General features: G+C 41.6%; 17 protein-coding genes and 1 other RNA gene. 6 read left to right on the forward strand and 12 right to left on the reverse strand.

What is annotated here, in order from left to right:
• Positions 1-176 precede the first annotated feature (176 nt).
• Positions 177-692 (forward strand): NleF caspase inhibitor, encoded by a 516-nt coding sequence (locus tag PR767_RS05090; protein WP_272519971.1) that lies wholly within the window; start codon positions 177-179, stop codon positions 690-692.
• Between the two features lie 98 nt (positions 693-790).
• Here PR767_RS05090 and ubiI read toward each other — a convergent pair whose 3' ends face one another.
• The 4 genes from ubiI to PR767_RS05110 form a co-directional block, all read right to left on the reverse strand.
• Positions 791-2023: an FAD-dependent 2-octaprenylphenol hydroxylase gene (ubiI, locus tag PR767_RS05095; RefSeq protein WP_272519972.1), complete on the reverse strand. Its 1233-nt coding sequence runs from the start codon at positions 2021-2023 to the stop codon at positions 791-793.
• 26 nt (positions 2024-2049) lie between these two features.
• Positions 2050-3228 (reverse strand): 2-octaprenyl-6-methoxyphenyl hydroxylase, encoded by a 1179-nt coding sequence (gene ubiH, locus PR767_RS05100; protein WP_109912922.1) that lies wholly within the window; start codon positions 3226-3228, stop codon positions 2050-2052.
• 34 nt (positions 3229-3262) lie between these two features.
• Positions 3263-4585 carry a Xaa-Pro aminopeptidase gene (gene pepP, locus PR767_RS05105; RefSeq protein WP_004913061.1) on the reverse strand — a complete coding sequence of 441 codons (1323 nt, stop codon included), beginning with the start codon at positions 4583-4585 and terminating at the stop codon, positions 3263-3265.
• Positions 4586-4776: 191 nt separating this feature from the next.
• Positions 4777-5355: a YecA/YgfB family protein gene (locus tag PR767_RS05110; protein ID WP_109912924.1), complete on the reverse strand. Its 579-nt coding sequence runs from the start codon at positions 5353-5355 to the stop codon at positions 4777-4779.
• Positions 5356-5494: 139 nt separating this feature from the next.
• Between PR767_RS05110 and zapA the strand changes: the two genes are divergently transcribed.
• The 3 genes from zapA to PR767_RS05125 all read left to right on the forward strand — a co-directional run bounded on the left by zapA (position 5495) and on the right by PR767_RS05125 (position 6830).
• Positions 5495-5824: a cell division protein ZapA gene (gene zapA / locus PR767_RS05115; RefSeq protein WP_004913067.1), complete on the forward strand. Its 330-nt coding sequence runs from the start codon at positions 5495-5497 to the stop codon at positions 5822-5824.
• A gap of 111 nt (positions 5825-5935) precedes the next feature.
• Positions 5936-6117: non-coding RNA, 6S RNA (gene ssrS, locus PR767_RS05120), on the forward strand.
• A gap of 119 nt (positions 6118-6236) precedes the next feature.
• Positions 6237-6830, forward strand: coding sequence for a 5-formyltetrahydrofolate cyclo-ligase (locus PR767_RS05125; protein ID WP_196719847.1), 594 nt, complete (start codon positions 6237-6239; stop codon positions 6828-6830).
• Between the two features lie 38 nt (positions 6831-6868).
• Here the strand turns inward: PR767_RS05125 and serA are convergent, their stop codons facing one another.
• Together serA and rpiA are read right to left on the reverse strand one after the other, a co-directional pair.
• On the reverse strand, positions 6869-8119 hold the full coding sequence (serA, locus tag PR767_RS05130) for a phosphoglycerate dehydrogenase (RefSeq protein WP_004913072.1): 1251 nt from the start codon (positions 8117-8119) through the stop codon (positions 6869-6871).
• A 445-nt stretch (positions 8120-8564) separates the two neighbouring features.
• On the reverse strand, positions 8565-9227 hold the full coding sequence (gene rpiA / locus PR767_RS05135) for a ribose-5-phosphate isomerase RpiA (RefSeq protein WP_102137421.1): 663 nt from the start codon (positions 9225-9227) through the stop codon (positions 8565-8567).
• Between the two features lie 203 nt (positions 9228-9430).
• Between rpiA and PR767_RS05140 the strand changes: the two genes are divergently transcribed.
• On the forward strand, positions 9431-10345 hold the full coding sequence (locus PR767_RS05140; RefSeq protein ID WP_004913077.1) for a LysR family transcriptional regulator ArgP: 915 nt from the start codon (positions 9431-9433) through the stop codon (positions 10343-10345).
• Here the strand turns inward: PR767_RS05140 and PR767_RS05145 are convergent.
• From PR767_RS05145 to PR767_RS05160, 4 genes are all read right to left on the reverse strand, one after another.
• Positions 10342-11076 carry an oxidative stress defense protein gene (locus PR767_RS05145; protein WP_004913082.1) on the reverse strand — a complete coding sequence of 245 codons (735 nt, stop codon included), beginning with the start codon at positions 11074-11076 and terminating at the stop codon, positions 10342-10344. The two genes, PR767_RS05140 and PR767_RS05145, sit on opposite strands and share 4 nt — an antisense overlap.
• A gap of 152 nt (positions 11077-11228) precedes the next feature.
• Positions 11229-11864: an arginine exporter ArgO gene (gene argO / locus PR767_RS05150; RefSeq protein WP_272519973.1), complete on the reverse strand. Its 636-nt coding sequence runs from the start codon at positions 11862-11864 to the stop codon at positions 11229-11231.
• A gap of 195 nt (positions 11865-12059) precedes the next feature.
• The gene (gene mscS / locus PR767_RS05155; protein ID WP_272519974.1) at positions 12060-12932 is read right to left on the reverse strand and encodes a small-conductance mechanosensitive channel MscS; all 873 of its coding nucleotides are present in this window, start codon (positions 12930-12932) and stop codon (positions 12060-12062) included.
• Positions 12933-13072: 140 nt separating this feature from the next.
• Positions 13073-13438, reverse strand: coding sequence for a YacL family protein (locus PR767_RS05160; protein ID WP_004913091.1), 366 nt, complete (start codon positions 13436-13438; stop codon positions 13073-13075).
• Positions 13439-13627: 189 nt separating this feature from the next.
• Here PR767_RS05160 and PR767_RS05165 point away from each other — a divergent pair, with 189 nt between their 5' ends.
• A complete protein-coding gene (locus PR767_RS05165) occupies positions 13628-14005 on the forward strand; it encodes a VOC family protein (RefSeq protein WP_272519975.1) in 378 nt (125 codons plus the stop codon).
• Between the two features lie 66 nt (positions 14006-14071).
• On the opposite strand, the gene acnB is transcribed toward PR767_RS05165, so the two are convergent.
• Entirely contained in the window at positions 14072-16669 is a 2598-nt protein-coding gene (gene acnB / locus PR767_RS05170; RefSeq protein WP_123382314.1) for a bifunctional aconitate hydratase 2/2-methylisocitrate dehydratase, read from the reverse strand.
• Positions 16670-17110: 441 nt separating this feature from the next.
• Positions 17111-17467 (reverse strand): VOC family protein, encoded by a 357-nt coding sequence (locus tag PR767_RS05175; protein ID WP_272519976.1) that lies wholly within the window; start codon positions 17465-17467, stop codon positions 17111-17113.
• Between the last annotated feature and the right edge of the window lie 334 nt (positions 17468-17801).

Raw genomic sequence — 17801 nt, forward strand, 5'->3', positions numbered from 1 at the left:
CTAAGAAGAAATAAAAAATATGGTTTGTTTTATCGAAAAATGATATTTGATAATAAAAAAATCAGCATAATTACTCATGAAATAACGAAAATAGTGTGAATATCAAAAGGATTAATATGCCAATTACCAATGAATACTCAAATTGTAATACAATAAATTTCAAGAGCATCCGATATATGGAATCTGAGATCCCGAAAGAACATCTGCAATCTCATCAAGACTCATTTGTGACAGCGCTTAACGCAAATCACTTACCAACAGAAATACAAGAAAAGCCTTTATTTTTATTAATTAATAAATTAAAAAACTCAGATTCCATTAAAGAATCAAAAGAGTTAATTAAAAAAATCAAATCAAAAGCAAAGGAATTAGCTGACGATATTCAAGACATGCGGAACACTTACTTTACTGTAGAGAATGAGGGTACCGATGAGGTTTATGGCCGACTGGTAGATGGGTACACTGATGTGGACCGTGATAAATACATCCGGGCACTGGTTCACTACAAAAATGCAGATAATCAATTGAACTTGCTAGATCTCCCACATAAATTATCAATTAAGGAAATACTAGCGCCTCATCATAGTATGCAAGTATACGGTGATTGGGAAGCCCTTAATAAACTGCAAAATAAAGGCTCAGTAAGCTTACCTAATTTAATCTATAATCGTGGTGACACCCAGTTCGGTTAACTTAGTTAGGGCAAATGTACTGAAAGGGCAAGCAATATCCTTGTCCATCACTAAGCTAAGGGCTCATTATAGCCCTTAGCTAATTAAACATACATGGCTCAATCGTTTGATTCTACTTGTTGGAGTTGTTCCAGCCACTTAGGCATATCAAACAGCCCCATCGCATGGTTCAATAATTGAGGTTTAACCCCCGGTAAGCTATCCGCTAGCACTAGCCCAATATCACGCAGCAACTTCTTCGCAGGGTTATTACCATCGAATAATTCACGGAAGCCTTGCATACCAGCTAACATCAACGCTGCACTGTGCTTACGGCTACGCTCATAGTCACGCAAGTATAAATATTGACCAAAGTCTTTGCCTTCACGGTGCAAACGTTTAATTTCACCAATCAGCATAGCGACATCCATAAAACCAAGGTTAACCCCTTGGCCCGCTAATGGATGGATGGTATGAGCCGCATCCCCTAACAACGCTAAACGTTGCGCCGCAAATTGCCTTGCATAGCGTCCAGTTAATGGAATAGTTAATCGATCACTTTCCACTTGGCAAAGACCAAGACGAATATCAAATGCAACTGCCAATTCTTTATTAAAATCAGTAGGTTCTAAAGACTGGCGCCTTGCTGCTTCGGTGGCAGGCTGAGACCAGACAATCGAGCAAAGATGCGGGTCACTTAATGGTAAAAACGCCAAAATACCTTCACCATCAAAAGCTTGGCGAGCAACACCTTCGTGAGGTTTTTCAGTTCGGACCGTAGCAACTAACGCGGTATGTTCATAATCCCAAAAGGTTAATGGAATATCCGCATGACTACGCAACCACGAATTTGCCCCGTCAGCCCCCACAATTAACCGTGCTGTTAACATGTTTTCATCATCTAACGTAATAAAAACATCATTTTCTCCCCACACTACTTTTTTAATCGTTGCGGGTGCTAATAATGTCACATCGCGAAGCTGCGACGCCTTTTGCCATAGTGCATCACGTACGACATTATTTTCAACAATATGCCCTAAATGCGTTAAGTTGCGCTCTTGAGCGGTAAAAGTAATACGCCCAAAACTGTCGTTATCCCAAACTTCCATGCCATTATATGCAGAAGCTCGCATTCCTTTAATCGTTGACCAAACACCTAAATGGGACAGTAACTTTTCACTTGCCGCATTAATAGCTGATACCCTTAATGCGTGCGGTTCTGCTGCACTAAATGGTACCTTAGGTGGATGATTCTCAATTACTGCAACACGTAGCCCACCCCCCTCAAGCCCACAAGCGAGTGCTAACCCAACCATACCACCACCGGCGATAACCACATCAAATGATTGCATATTCTTTATTCCTCTTTATTTCGTGGTTATTGGTGTGCAACCCAACCCAATGTTTGGCGAGCCAAAACATCACGAGCTGGCGGTAACATTTCCATTGCCATTAAACCTAAGTTACGCCCGACAATAAGCGGTAAACAGCGATTCGCAAATAAACGAACCAAACCGTCGGTTATCGTAACCGTTTTGTCTCTATCTAACGCCCGAGCTTGCTGGTATTGGCTTAGGAGTGAATAACGTCCAATATCTTGCCCCTTCGCGTCTGCATTTACCACCATGTGAGCCAATTGCATCACATCACGGATACCTAAATTAAAACCTTGCCCCGCAATAGGATGCAAAGTCTGAGCGGCATTTCCAACTAACACAACTCGATGACTGACTGGGTTAAGTGCTTTACGCAATACCAGTGGATAGCAATGGCGCTTACCTGCCATGACGATTTCACCTAACCGCCAGCCAAACGCTTGCTGTAATTTATCCATAAATGTCGCATCATCCCAAGCCCTGATGGTGTCTGCTTGCTCTTGTTGATGACACCAAACCAATGAACTACGGCCTTGTGACATCGGCAATAGTGCTAATGGGCCAAATTCAGTAAAACGTTCAAAAGCTTGGCCCTGCGGGTCAATGGCGGTTTTCACATTCGCGATAATAGCCACTTGCCCATAGTCATCCTGTTGCCATTGCATATGGCAGGCTTTACCTATCGCGGAATGGCTACCATCCGCAGCAATCAGTAATTCCCCGGTTACCTTATCGCCATTATCCAAGGTGACCGTAACGATATCTTGTTCACGATGAACATTTTCTACTTTTGCAGGGCAATAAAGGGTAACTCCAGGGGCTTTACGTAACAACGAAAACAGGCGGGCGCCAGCTTCGTGCAATTCAATGACATTGCCTAGAGCGTCGATATGATAATCATCGGCAGCAATGTTTACAAAACCAGCATGGCCTCTATCAGACACATGAACGTGATTAATGGGGGTCACACAATCTGCTAAAGCAGGCCAGACACCTATTTTTGCTAACGATTGGCAAGTACCGTGGGCTAACGCAATCGCACGTGCGTCGAACCCGGGATGTTTGCCATCTGGCAAAGCTGCCTCGATTAATGAAACCGATAATTTTCCTTGGCTAAGGGATGATATCGCCAGTGCTAATGTTGCACCCGCCATACCGCCCCCCACGATGATCACATTCATGCGTTGTTTATTACCTTTCTATGATGACTGACATCTACCCTAAATTGTGCGTTGCTGCTGCCATTAGGGCTTCAATTTCATCAGGGTCTTTCACGACTAAGTCTGTTAAGTTTTCATTTCCGTTTTCGGTGATCACAATATCATCTTCGATACGTACACCAATTCCGCGATATTGCGGTGGCACATCGGCATCTGGAGCAATATACAAACCAGGCTCGACAGTTAATACCATTCCAACTTCAAGCACACGATCCCGGTCTGTACCGTAAAAACCTACGTCATGTACATCTAACCCTAACCAATGACTTAAACCATGCATAAAGAATGGCTGATATGCTTTGTTTTCGATCAATTGATCTACATCGCCTTGTAAAATTCCAAGTGCAACGAGGCCTTCAGTTTTGATACGAACAATTTCACGAGTCACCTCATGGATGCTGGTTCCCGGACGATATAGCTCTAACGCGGTATTTAATGCTTTGAGGACGATATCGTAAATTTCACGTTGTGCTTGGCTAAATTTACCATTAACTGGGAAAGTACGTGTGATATCCCCTGCATAACCTTCAAACTCTGCACCCGCATCAATTAAGACTAATTCGCCATCCTTCATTAGGCTCTCATTTTCGGTGTAATGCAAAATACAGGCATTTTCACCACTGCCCACAATGGAGTTGTACGAAGGAAAACGTGCACCATGGCGAGTAAATTCGTGCTCTAACTCACCACAAAGTTGATATTCATACATATTAGGTCGGCAAGTTTCCATGGCTCTGACGTGTGCTAGAGCAGAAATTCGCCCAGCCATACGCAGGGCGTTAATTTCTTCTTCCGACTTAAATAAGCGCATTTCATGGACAATCGGCCGCCAATCTACCAATGTTTGTGGTGCTCGTAAGTTACGACGGCTGCCTTTACGTAAAATATCTAAGGCATCAAATAGCAATTTATCGGCATAGGCAAACTCACCCTGAGCATGATAAACCACGTCGAGGCCATTTAATAATTGATAAAGCTGCTCTTCTATTTCATTGAAAGGTAACGCTTTATCAATACCTAACTTCTCAGGAGCAGCATCTTGCCCAAGGCGACGACCAAACCAAATCTCAGCAGTTAAATCACGAACACGGTTAAAAAGAACAGTATGGCTATGTTTTTCATCGCTCTTAATCAGGACTAATACAGCTTCAGGCTCACTAAACCCCGTCAAATAAAGGAAATCACTGTGTTGACGGTACGGGTATTCGCAATCCGCATTACGCTGCGCAGGAGGCGCTGAAAAAATAATTGCTGCACTGCCTGATTGCATTTGAGCCAATAATGCATTGCGACGAGAAATAAATTCCTGTTTATTCATACCGTTTTTGCCTTATTATCAGAATAATTAGATTGCTGAATATATTGCTTGTGTTTAACCAATCACATACAACATACACTGGCGAAATGACTTAAAATAGGATACATCCCGTTTTCAAGCACTTAATTTTATCAGTAATAAATTATTCATCGACAAAGTTAAGTGGCTTTGAAAACGCACATTAATAGAAATTAATGAAGAACGGGCTTATCATTTTCCACTGTCGTTGGGCCTTTAGTTGGCTCAATCAATGCAATGTAACATAATTGTACCGCCACCCTGACATACTCAATCACTTCTTCTAGCGCTTGCTCAAGTTCTTCTTGGTCTTCGTCTTCATCATAACCAAGCATACCAATATTGCGTAAATCGGTGATAACTTCGCTTATCTCTTTTTTATCAGCCAATTTCGGTTGTGTAACTCCAAGCCCTAATAAAAAGTGATTAACCCAACCAGCCAGTGCATCAGCATGGTCAAAAACAGAAGCGTCTTCGTCAGGGAATAGCATGGCAAATGCAAACTCGCTGTCATCAAGTGCTTCAAATGTGGTATCAAAAAGTTCTCGCAGTGGCTGTGCAACAGTTTGAGGGAAAGCTAAACCATCGTTAGCAAGGTCATGGACTAACGTTTGCCAGCTATGGTCACGGCCCCCACCACAGATCAACCCGGTTATTAGACCATGGATTTCCGCAGCAGTAAGTGCGATTGAGTGCTGTTGCAGGAGTTTGTCCAGTGATTCATAGTTTGGTAAAGATTTTTGTATAGACATCTGAATTCGTCATGTTAGCTTATGATTCGTGATATGCTACCATCAAGGATAGCCGCTAGACCAGTATGCTTTTGTCTTATCTATTAATTGCGCCAAATATGATGTATTTACGGCGAGTATTATTCAGTATGGAGGTATCATGTCCGCACAACCTGTCGACATCCAGATTTTCGGGCGCTCAATGCGAGTCAACTGCCCATCAGAACAAAAAGAAGCCCTTCTTGAGTCGGCTAAAGAATTAGAACAGCGCTTGCAAAATCTGAAAGATAGAAGCGGTGTCACCAATATGGAACAGCTTATTTTTATCGTAGCATTGAACGTCTGTCACGAATTAGCACAAGAAAAGACAAAAACGCGTGATTATGCTTATAATATGGAAGAGAAAATAAAAATGTTGCAGCACACAATCGAACAAGCGTTGCACGATCAGGTGAAAATTACTGAGAGGCAGGTATTGCCCCTAGAGTAAATCTGCTTATTAATCAGACACTAGTAGAAAAAAATATACAAAATTAAGGTTGCATTTTAAATCTAGTTTCGTACAATGAAATCACTGAGTAACGATAAGTTCTCAAACCAAATTTCTCTGAGATGCGCGTGAGTGGGCGAGTCCCCTGAGCCGATATTTCAACTAAATAGAATGTGGTTATGGCGCTGGTGAGCATGCCTGATTCGCTCAGGAAGCCTAAAGGTTGCTAAACTGCGTTCACCTTGAACCAAGGGTTCAAGGGTTACAGCCTACAACGGCATCTTGGAGACCCTCAATTAAGTTTCTGCTTATTTTTCATTTGTTTTCTACATAACCGTTCATCTTACGATATACTCTAAGTAATATAATTACTGGATTAACTGTTTTTATCGTATTTATAACAGGTTATCACATGCAAGATTCTCTCTCGACACAACGCCAGCTGGTACGTCAAACTATCCGTCAGGCACGCCGCCAACTAAGCCTTGAACAACAACAAAGTGCCGCTGAGCAAGTCATGCATAACGCATTACACCACCCGAAAATTGCACAAGCCAATAATATTGCGCTGTTTCTTTCTTTTGATGGGGAAATTAACACAAAGCCGCTTATTCATGCACTTTGGGCTCAAGGTAAGCAAGTGTACCTTCCTGTTTTACATCCTTTTAGTCGTCACCATTTGCTGTTTCTTCACTATCGTCCAGATAGCCAACTTGTTAAAAACCGATTTCATATTGATGAGCCACCACTTGATGTCAGAGATGTGCTACCACTCGAAAAACTGGATATCATGCTTATCCCATTAGTGGCATTTGATACTCAAGGGCAACGGTTAGGTATGGGAGGTGGGTTCTATGATAGAACTCTAGCAAATTGGCAACAAACCGGTTTTTATCCAATTGGCCTTGCCCATAATTGCCAGCAAGTCGAAAAGCTCCCTATCGCACACTGGGATATTCCTTTACCCGAAATTATTACGCCGCAAAAAATATGGCGCTGGTCATAAATACCCGCGCCATTATTTCACTCAATTTTTAGCGTAGTTTAGAATAATAAACGCGCACGAATGGTGCCTGGCAAGTCTTTTAATTTCTGAAGCGCTTCATCTGTTTGGTTTGGCGTTTGCATTAATACGTCAATAACCACATAACCTACATTACCTGATGTACGTAAATACTGGCCGACAACGTTAATATTATTTTCCGTGAATACTTGGTTAATGCTATTCAAAATACCTGGACGGTTTTCATGAATATGCAAGAAACGGTTTGTATCTTCAGTATGCACTGGCAGAGAAACTTCAGGGAAATTAACCGCAGATAAGGTTGAACCATTATCTGAGTATTTCGCCAACTTACTTGCCACTTCTAGTCCAATATTTTCTTGAGCTTCTTCTGTAGACCCCCCAATGTGCGGCGTTAAAATCACATTGTCGAACTTAATCAATTCAGAGATAAATGGGTCATTAGGGTCATTATTTGCAGCAGGCTCACTTGGGAAGACATCCACCGCTGCACCGGATAAATGCTTGCTTTCTAACGCTTCAGCCAGTGAAGGAATATCAACCACCGTTCCGCGTGATGCGTTAATGAAAATAGAACCAGGTTTCATACGATCAAATTGTTCTTTAGCAAACATATTTTTCGTACTTGGTGTTTCAGGTACATGTAAGCTAACAACATCGCTCATATTCAGCAGTTCAGTTAAAGAACGAACTTGTGTTGCGTTACCTAAAGGTAGTTTGTTTTCAATATCATAAAAGAAAACATTCATACCGATACCTTCAGCTAAGATCCCTAACTGAGTACCAATGTGACCATATCCAACAATACCAAGGCGCTTACCACGCGCTTCAAAACAGCCTTTAGCTTGTTTTTCCCAAATACCGCGGTGTGCTTGCATATTGGCTTCAGGAATGCGACGCAGTAAAAGTAATAACTGGCCTAATACCATTTCTGCAACAGAACGTGTATTCGAAAATGGTGCGTTAAAAACAGGAATACCGCGCTTTGCAGCGGCATCTAAATCAACTTGATTGGTGCCGATACAAAAGCAACCTACTGCAACGAGTTTTTCTGCTGCAGCGAAAATTTCTTCAGTAAGATGAGTACGGGAACGGATACCTACAAAACGTGCATCTTTAATCGCTTCTTTTAATTCTTCGTCGGATAACGCACTTTTGTGATATTCAATATTGGTGTAGCCCGCGGCTTTTAAGTTATCAACCGCACTTTGGTGCACACCTTCTAGCAGTAAAAATTTAATTTTGTCTTTTTGCAAAGATACCTTAACCATTTCCCTACCCTATCGTGAACGTACTTAAGATTTATAACAGATGAACATATGTGTTTGCCTAACATAGCTCAAGAGAGATGACATCTATCTACCTTGAGCTATGAGCGTATACCAACATAGCAAAAAATAGCGCAGTAGCAATACAACCGTTTGCTTAATGGGTACTAAAAAGCGCGAAGAAAAAGAAGTTAAATGGTAGAAAATCAGGGGCGGTAACACAAAATAAGGATTTTTCCTGCACAATGCCTATTTGTGTGAGATATATCACCAAAATAGCTCGATATAAAAAAAAAATAAAATAAATTTCAAATTGATGATATTTATAAAACTGGTTAATTAATTTAGCGTTTATCAGCTCATAAACTAATTGCAAAATATTAGTAAAACAAAAAAGCCAGTGGGTATAATGCCACTGGCTTATTAGAATAATTGAATACGATATAGATTATAACTTGATGGTTTTAACGCCTTCGTTTGCAGTTCCCATCAAAACAACGTCTGCGCCACGATTCGCGAACAACCCAACAGTCACGACACCCGCAATTCCGTTGATGGTATTTTCGAGTGCCACAGGGTCAACGATATTTAAATTATGGACATCTAAAATGACATTGCCGTTATCTGTAATTACATTTTGACGGTACTCTGGTGTACCACCCAGTTTAACCAATTCACGTGCCACATAGCTACGTGCCATTGGGATCACTTCGACAGGCAGTGGGAATTTACCCAACACATCAACTAGCTTAGATTGGTCAACGATACAGACAAAGGTTTTTGCAATTGCAGAAACAATTTTTTCACGTGTTAATGCGGCACCACCTCCTTTGATCATATTCATGTGGTGGTCAACCTCATCAGCACCATCAACATAAACATCTAATGAATCTACTTCATTACAATCAAATACCGTAATACCCAATGATTTTAATTTTTGAGTTGATGCTTCTGAACTTGATACTGCGCCTTCTATTTGACCTTTCATTGTTGCTAATGCATCAATGAAGTGTGAAGCCGTTGAACCCGTTCCAACACCAACGATAGTGCCCGGTTTTACGTAATCAAGTGCTGCCCAACCTACCGCTTTTTTTAATTCGTCCTGAGTCATGCTCATGCCTTTTAAGATTTAATTGAGTCGTGATTAAGGTTATTAATAACTAGTATATACCGGACACCCAATAAGTTGCAGCCTTGTTCGTTGTATTTGTGTCATGGTTATTGGGATTTACGCCACAACAATAATATTTTTAAGTGTTGCGTGTAAAAATATGGCATAGTGCTTGGTAGAATAACAACAAGGAGATCTTTTTGATGAAGCGCCCTGACTATCGCGCATTACAAGCACTGGATGCCGTTATCCGTGAACGCGGCTTTGAGCGCGCAGCTCAAAAGCTCTGCATCACGCAATCTGCTGTTTCACAACGCATAAAGCAGTTAGAAAATCTGTTTGGGCAGCCATTACTTGTGCGTACCGTTCCGCCACACCCAACTGAACAAGGGCAAAAATTACTAGCACTGCTTCATCAAGTCGAATTATTAGAAGAGCAATGGTTAGGTGATGAAAATAGTGGCTCCACCCCGTTGTTACTTTCACTTGCCGTCAACGCCGACAGCTTGGCAACTTGGTTTCTTCCAGCCCTAAACCCTGTATTAGGCAATAGCCCTATTCGGTTAAATATTCAGGTTGAAGATGAAACACGAACCCAAGAACGTTTAAGACGCGGTGAAGTGGTAGGCGCTATCAGTATTCAACCTCAAGCCTTACCTGGTTGCTTAGTCGATAAACTTGGCGCACTGGACTATATTTTTGTCGCATCACCCGGCTTTGCGGCAAAATATTTTCCCGATGGCGTTACTCGCTCTTCGTTATTAAAAGCACCTGCGGTTGCTTTCGACCATTTAGATGATATGCACCAAGCCTTTGTTCAACAAAACTTTGGCTTATCGCCGGGTAGTGTCCCATGCCATATCGTGAACTCCTCGGAGGCCTTTGTGCAGTTAGCGAAACAAGGTTCGACCTGCTGTATGATCCCACATTTGCAGATAGCCAGTGAATTGGCGAATGGTGAATTGGTTGATTTAACTCCAGGGTTATGCCAACGACGCATGCTTTACTGGCACCGCTTCGCACCTGAAAGCCGCACAATGAAAAATGTGACTGACGCCCTATTAAAAACTGGGCGCCAGATGTTAAAACAGGAAGATGAACCAGCAGCAAAAAGCTAGCGTTTTAATTCAAATACCACATCGACTTGGTCATTAAAATCAATACTCTGTTGTTCATAGGTTTCATCAATCTTGAGGTCTTGAGCAACAGAGGCTTTCATTGCCCCGCCGTAATTTCTTGCAGCGATTGGATATGGCACCGCCGCTGGCGCATTATAGTTAATGCTATACACTGGGCCTAACTGAACATTAAAGCCTTTCGCTAAGATATTGGCTTGTTCCGTCGCATTTTTAATCGCTTGAGACCGTGCTTCATCACGATACTGCTGCGGGTTAGCCACACCAAACTGTACTGAATTTATTTCATTGAGACCCGCAGCTAAAGCGCCGTCTAACAAGACATTAAGTTGGTCTAATTTCTTCACTTTCACTTCAACAGAACGTGTTGCCGTGTAGCCTTCGATAGTTGATTTTTGTTTCACACTGCTATAATCATATTTAGGCTGAGTTCGGACATTTGCTGCGTTAATATCTTGTTTTTCAATACCATTTTTCTTAAGAAACTCAAAATACTCTGCAACTCGCTTATCGACCCCAGCTTTTGCCGCTGCCGCATCTTTTGCAGTAACTTCCACCAAAATATTCAGCGTCGCCATGTCTGGAGCCGCCTTCACGATTGCGTTACCCGAAGTAGTAATGTGTGGACCATTCGGTAACGGGTCAGCCAATGATATGGTCGGAACCGTAGCACCTGCTACCATCGCAGCTAAAACTAAAGATTTTAATTTCACAGAACCTCCCAAGACAATTATTTATCGCTAAAAAAGGGATAATTAGTAATAAACTATCCCTGAGCTCAATTTAACAGTAACACATGGAACAAAAAGTACAGTCAGAATAATGAGAAATTGAACGTTATTGCTTGTCTGTTGAATATATATTGTTATTGAAAAAGAAAACCGAGCCCTTTAAGCCCCTGTATAGCGAGTTGAAATGCAATAAACCACATCACGCTACCGACAAAAACATTAATAATGCGCTGTGAACGCGGTTTATTTAACACGGGTGAAAACCAAGCAGCAAGTATTGCTAACGCAAAAAACCACACAAAGGAAGCTGTTAAAGCACCCGCCGTAAACCAAGGTCTCAGCTGGCTTTCTAATTGGCCTCCCACACTGCCCAAGACAACGAAGGTGTCTAAATAAACATGAGGGTTCAACCAAGTGACAGCAAACAATGTGACAATCACTTTCCATCTCGTGATAGCCCGGTTTTCCGTTTGAAGTATTACCTCATCAGGGCTAAGGGCAGTACGAAACGCACCATAGCCATACCACATAAGAAATGCTACACCAGCCCATGTAATCAACTGCATTAATATTTCAGACTGGCTTAATAAAGCACTCCCACCAAAAACACCCGCGACAATTAAAGCGGTATCACTTAATGCACATAATAATGCGCTCATTAAATGAAACTGCTTTCGGCTGCCTTGCTGCAAGACAAAAGCATTCTGTGGACCTAAAGGTAATATCATTGCGGCACCTAACAGTGCACCCTGTAAATAGATTGAAAACATGCATTAATTCCGGTTTTTTATTCAATTAATATGCATGAATATTAATGAGAAAAAATCATTAGTGGAAATGATTAAGTCTAATAGGTCATAAGCATCACTTATAACTAAAAACAATTCAGTAAGAAAAATAGAGGTGTGAGAAATGAAAAGAGCCCATCAAAGACAGGCTCTTATTTTTAATGATACTGCTAAATATTACTCTGCAGGATCTTGTTTGATAGACGTATTTTGTTTATGAACATGAACATCCATTTGTGGGAATGGAATGCCAATATTATGTTTATCCAATGCTCGCTTAAACTCCTCAAGCAAATCCCAATACACCGGCCATGCATCACCATTGATGGTCCAAAAACGTACTAAATAATTTAATGAGGATGGCGCCATATCATGTAAACGGATAGTCACGCCTTTAGCATGCTGAATACGGCTATCCGCAGCGACGATATCCCCTAAAACTTTTTTCACCACATCAATATCAGAATCGTAAGCAACACCAACAATAATATCTTGGCGGCGATTAGGCTCACGACTGGTATTAATAATGTTATCGGCAATTATCTTTCCATTAGGAATAACAATAATACGGTCATCTGCCGTTCTTAGCGTCGTTGAAAATATTTGTACATTTTGCACTGTGCCTTCAACTGCACCAATCGAGACATATTCTCCCGCTTTTAGTGGTCTAAATACCACCAGCAAAACACCTGCTGCAAAGTTACCCAGTGAGTTCTGTAACGCTAAGCCAACCGCTAAACCGGCCGCACCCATGACCGCAATCACAGAGGCAGTTTGTACGCCAATTTTCCCTAATACAGCAATTAAGGTGAACGCAACAATGGTATAGCGTGCAATCGCCGATAAAAAGTCACTGACTGTTGAATCAATGCCCTTCATGGTCATCACGCGATGTAAACCACGTCCGACCCATTTTGCAATCATCATCCCGACAATCAAGATAACGATAGCAGACACGATATTCACAACATACTGAACTAACAGATCTTGGTTTGCCACAAACCAATTCGTTGCATCATTCAACGCGCCTGTAACATCATCAGTATTCATATATATGCCCTTTAGGATCCAATTATCAATATTAATCCCAGCCAATTAATCTTTAACAAAGCGTTTAATGGCTGGCCGCACACTGCAAATAATAGCGGTGATTTATTGAAACACAAAACAAATCACTAAATAAAATTATTTTATCTATTTTCTATAACAAAAATACGATAATCTTTTAACATTAATAAGAAGTCATCAATACCGCAAAATGCAACACTTTCATTATCATAATAACTCATTCCTTCTTCCAACCCTTCTGTTTCAAATGATAGTTGGTTGGCACGGATCATCACTTCTTCATCATCAAGCAATAATGTATATTCGTGACCAATAAGCTCCCATTGTTTTTCACTACCTTTAATTTTTTCATAATTTTCTTCAATAGCATCTAACAGACTAAGGTTATTTTTAACCTCTTCATTAAGCCAATATCCAATAGCCTCATGATCCATCGAGAATTTAGCGGAGATAGCTCCGGTGATATCTTGGAAAAATTGGTAGTCCATATGCAGTCCCTCACTCTTGCGTTATTGAACCTAGTATAACGCGAGTCAAACCGCTTTGTTGAGAGGTATTACCACCAGAAAAAATAAAACGGAGTAAAGCATCGGTTTCAGCACATAAATCATATGATTCATTTACTATTAAATAGGCAAATAACTAAAATAGTCATAATTCAAGCAATAGGGGCCATAATGATCAATCGCTTAGACCATATAGTGCTAACCACAACCAACCTTGATGCCTGCATTGACTTCTACCTACGCGTATTAAAAATGGAAGTTATTACCTTTGGTGAACAGCGCCACGCGCTAAGTTTCGGGCAACAAAAAATCAATATTCACCAATATGGAAAAGAATTCGAACCCAAAGCGCACTTGCCTGTGCCAGGCTCACTCGATTTATGCTTTATTAGTGATATACCGCTGTGTGACGTACAAAAACAGATTGAACAACAAGGTGTAAAAATTATCGAAGGACCAGTAAATCGTACTGGGGCAACTGGGGCGATCAGATCAATTTACATACGTGATATCGATTTAAATTTAATCGAAATTTCTGAATATATTTAACTAACTTATTAAATTGAAACAAAAAAGGCTCCTAAATCAGGAGCCTTCATGACTAATATTACCTGATTACACAGCTGTTTGGAAAATCACGCCATCCGCTTTTTCGGTATATTGTGATAATTGATCAAAGTTCAGATAACGGTAGGTATCCGCTGCTGTTTCATCGACCTTATCCATAAATTGCAGATATTCTGCCGGCGTTGGTAAACGACCTAATAAGGAAGCGACCGCAGCCAGTTCTGCTGATGCGAGGTAAACATTCGCACCTGTCCCTAAACGGTTCGGGAAGTTACGTGTCGAAGTGGAAACAACCGTTGCACCATCTGCCACACGTGCTTGGTTACCCATACACAGAGAACAGCCTGGGACTTCAATGCGCGCACCACTCTTGCCAAAGACGCTGTAATAACCTTCTTCGGTTAACTGTGCTGCGTCCATCTTAGTTGGAGGCGCAACCCATAAACGTGTTGGTAATTGGCCTTTGTGGGAATCCAATAACTTACCTGCTGCACGGAAGTGACCGATGTTTGTCATACAAGAACCGATGAAAACTTCATCAATTTTCTCGTTTTGAACATCAGATAATAAACGTGCGTCATCTGGGTCATTTGGTGCACACAGAATTGGCTCTTTGATATCATTGAGGTCAATTTCAATCACTGCTGCGTATTCCGCATCTGCATCACCTTCTAGCAGTTGTGGGTCCGCTAACCAGCTTTCCATTCCTTTGATACGGCGTTCGATAGTACGACGGTCGCCATAACCTTCAGCTATCATCCATTTTAATAGAACGATATTCGATTGCAGGTATTCGATAATTGGCGCTTTATCCAATTTGATAGTACAACCCGCCGCTGAACGCTCAGCTGACGCATCCGCTAATTCAAACGCTTGTTCAACTTTGAGCTCAGGTAAGCCTTCAATTTCTAAGATACGGCCAGAGAAAATGTTTTTCTTACCTTTTTTCTCTACGGTCAGAAGGCCGTCTTTAATTGCATACAGTGGAATTGCATGAACGAGGTCACGTAAAGTGATACCCGGCTGCATTTCACCTTTAAAACGCACTAATACTGACTCCGGCATATCCAGTGGCATCACCCCTGTTGCCGCAGCAAATGCAACTAAACCTGAACCCGCAGGGAATGAAATACCAATTGGGAAACGCGTATGTGAGTCACCACCTGTACCTACAGTATCTGGCAGTAACATACGGTTTAACCATGAGTGGATAATACCATCGCCTGGACGCAGAGAAACACCGCCACGGTTCATGATGAAATCAGGTAAGGTGTGGTGTGTTGTCACATCAACAGGTTTAGGATACGCTGCGGTATGGCAGAATGACTGCATGACTAAATCTGCAGAGAACCCTAAGCAAGCCAAGTCTTTGAGTTCATCGCGGGTCATTGGGCCAGTTGTATCTTGTGAACCTACAGAGGTCATTTTTGGCTCACAATATTCGCCAGGGCGAATACCTGGACGACCGCAAGCACGACCAACCATTTTTTGAGCTAATGAGAAACCACGATTGCTTTGTGCAACGGATTTCGCGTGACGGAATACATCTGTCGCTTCTAAGCCCAGAGATTCACGTGCTTTGCTGGTTAAACCACGGCCGATAATCAGTGGAATACGACCACCTGCACGAACTTCGTCAATCAGTACATCTGTTTTTAATTCAAATGTTTCTAGCAGTTCACCCGTTTCGTGGTTACGAACTTCACCTTTAAATGGATAGATGTCTATCACATCACCCATATTCAGTTTAGAAACGTCCACTTCAATCGGTAATGCCCCCGCATCTTCCATTGTATTAAAGAAGATTGGAGCAATTTTGCCGCCTAATACCACCCCACCGCCACGTTTATTTGGTACAAATGGGATATCGTCACCCATAAACCACAGCACGGAGTTAGTCGCTGATTTACGAGAAGAACCGGTACCGACGACATCACCCACGTAAGCTAATGGGAAGCCTTTTTTATTCAGCGCATCGATTTGCTTGATTGGGCCAACATTGCCCGCATCGTCTGGTTCAATACCATCGCGTGCGTTTTTCAGCATTGCTAATGCGTGTAATGGGATATCTGGACGTGACCATGCATCAGGCGCTGGCGATAAGTCATCTGTGTTAGTTTCACCAGTCACTTTGAACACAGTAACTGTCATTTTTTCTGCTAGCGCAGGGCGCTCTTTGAACCACTCAGCATTTGCCCATGATTCAATAACTTGTTTCGCGTGAACATTTCCCGCTTTCGCTTTTTCTTCTACGTCGTAGAAGTTATCAAACATCAGTAAGGTGTGGGAAAGTGCTTTAGCGGCGATTGGTGCGAGTTTTTCGTCATCCAACGCTTCAATCAGTGCGTGGATGTTATATCCGCCCTGCATGGTACCTAACAGTTCAATGGCTTTTTCAGGGGAGATAAGAGGGGAGGAAGTTTCGCCTTTAGCTATCGCGGCTAAAAATCCAGCTTTTACGTACGCTGCTTCGTCAACACCAGGGGGGACGCGGTTGGTCAGCAGATCTAACAGGAAATCTTCTTCACCTTTGGGTGGGTTTTTGAGTAACTCTACCAGTGCAGCTACTTGTGACGCATCTAATGGCTTAGGGACAATCCCTTGAGCGGCACGCTCGGCTACGTGCTTACGGTATTCTTCTAGCACGACGTTCTCCTCGCTTCTTTGTTATTTATATACCCGGCTGTCTGCACCATACTGACAAAATTATCATCCGGTGCCAGGTCAGAGGAATTTGCTCGCATAATCTCAATGGCGGTAAAATTATGCCCAGCTTCGGGCGATCAGCATAGCAGAATTTAAACGTAATGTTAATTCATTCACAAGAAAGCAACATTTAACTACTAACTTTACGCCTTAACACTTCATTACTGGTTAGTTTTCAGCTTAAGATACTATTAACCATCGTAAAATGCCGAAAAAACCATACTTTTTATAATGCATTTTAAAATTTAAAGCACCCTAATTAGTGCCTTTTTTCATCAGCTATCACAAATTATATTTTTTATCGCAATTTTATTTATATTACTAATTGATAAGGTAAATCATTGCGATTGGTTTTAATTTTTTTAAATATTTTAATTGATTTTATTGTCCTTTTAGGCCAATTAAATTACCAAATGGATCTTCCAGTTGGCACATTCGATTGTTACCATCTATTAACATTGGTCCGCGGTACAGTTTTGCCCCTAGTTGAGTGAAATGCTCAAAAGCCAAATCAAAATTATCGACTTGCCAATACAATACCGTTCCTTTTTTACCTTCACTGACTTTTTTATCCGCTTGCACCACTTCTATCGTGAAGTCTCCGACATGCAGTAAGGTGAAATCAAATTCAGGCAAGTATTCTGCCTTTGCTTGTGGAAAAGCTTGCTGATACCAAGCCAAACCCGCTTGAACATCAGGTACATGAATTAAAATTGCAGTGGGTTTTAGCTCCATCATACTCTCTTATTGATATGTATTATTTTGTTTTAGCTACACGAATGATTGAAAGTTAGTAGATGTAGATAAGGTGTAAACAATAGCCAAACCAGCATTTGCCTACACCATTAGCATCATCAAGTCAGATCATATTGCGTGTTTTTCTGATAAATAACGAAGAATGGCAGATGAACAGCCCTTGTAAATACACAAAAATTATTTATAGGTGCCCAACCGCGATCCCCCCAGCCCACTGCTCACCTCAAGCTGTAAGTAACTGAGCGAGCGCGGATTTAAAATGGGTAGTCGCTATATCCTTACATGCCAAGCTGAGCAACTGTTCATCCAGCTAGCT

This window comes from Providencia sp. PROV223 (assembly GCF_028479245.1).
In the GTDB taxonomy this organism is placed as follows: domain Bacteria; phylum Pseudomonadota; class Gammaproteobacteria; order Enterobacterales; family Enterobacteriaceae; genus Providencia; species Providencia rettgeri.

Coding starts and splice junctions, on each gene's coding strand:
- PR767_RS05160 (WP_004913091.1), bottom strand. CDS start 13,438: ATGGACTACCAATTTTTCCAAGATATCACCGGAGCTATCTCCGCTAAA.
- PR767_RS05125 (WP_196719847.1), top strand. CDS start 6,237: ATGCAAGATTCTCTCTCGACACAACGCCAGCTGGTACGTCAAACTATC.
- PR767_RS05140 (WP_004913077.1), top strand. CDS start 9,431: ATGAAGCGCCCTGACTATCGCGCATTACAAGCACTGGATGCCGTTATC.
- pepP (WP_004913061.1), bottom strand. CDS start 4,585: ATGAATAAACAGGAATTTATTTCTCGTCGCAATGCATTATTGGCTCAA.
- PR767_RS05110 (WP_109912924.1), bottom strand. CDS start 5,355: ATGTCTATACAAAAATCTTTACCAAACTATGAATCACTGGACAAACTC.
- zapA (WP_004913067.1), top strand. CDS start 5,495: ATGTCCGCACAACCTGTCGACATCCAGATTTTCGGGCGCTCAATGCGA.
- serA (WP_004913072.1), bottom strand. CDS start 8,119: ATGGTTAAGGTATCTTTGCAAAAAGACAAAATTAAATTTTTACTGCTA.
- rpiA (WP_102137421.1), bottom strand. CDS start 9,227: ATGACTCAGGACGAATTAAAAAAAGCGGTAGGTTGGGCAGCACTTGAT.
- ubiH (WP_109912922.1), bottom strand. CDS start 3,228: ATGAATGTGATCATCGTGGGGGGCGGTATGGCGGGTGCAACATTAGCA.
- PR767_RS05175 (WP_272519976.1), bottom strand. CDS start 17,467: ATGATGGAGCTAAAACCCACTGCAATTTTAATTCATGTACCTGATGTT.
- PR767_RS05165 (WP_272519975.1), top strand. CDS start 13,628: ATGATCAATCGCTTAGACCATATAGTGCTAACCACAACCAACCTTGAT.
- ubiI (WP_272519972.1), bottom strand. CDS start 2,023: ATGCAATCATTTGATGTGGTTATCGCCGGTGGTGGTATGGTTGGGTTA.
- mscS (WP_272519974.1), bottom strand. CDS start 12,932: ATGAATACTGATGATGTTACAGGCGCGTTGAATGATGCAACGAATTGG.
- argO (WP_272519973.1), bottom strand. CDS start 11,864: ATGTTTTCAATCTATTTACAGGGTGCACTGTTAGGTGCCGCAATGATA.
- PR767_RS05090 (WP_272519971.1), top strand. CDS start 177: ATGGAATCTGAGATCCCGAAAGAACATCTGCAATCTCATCAAGACTCA.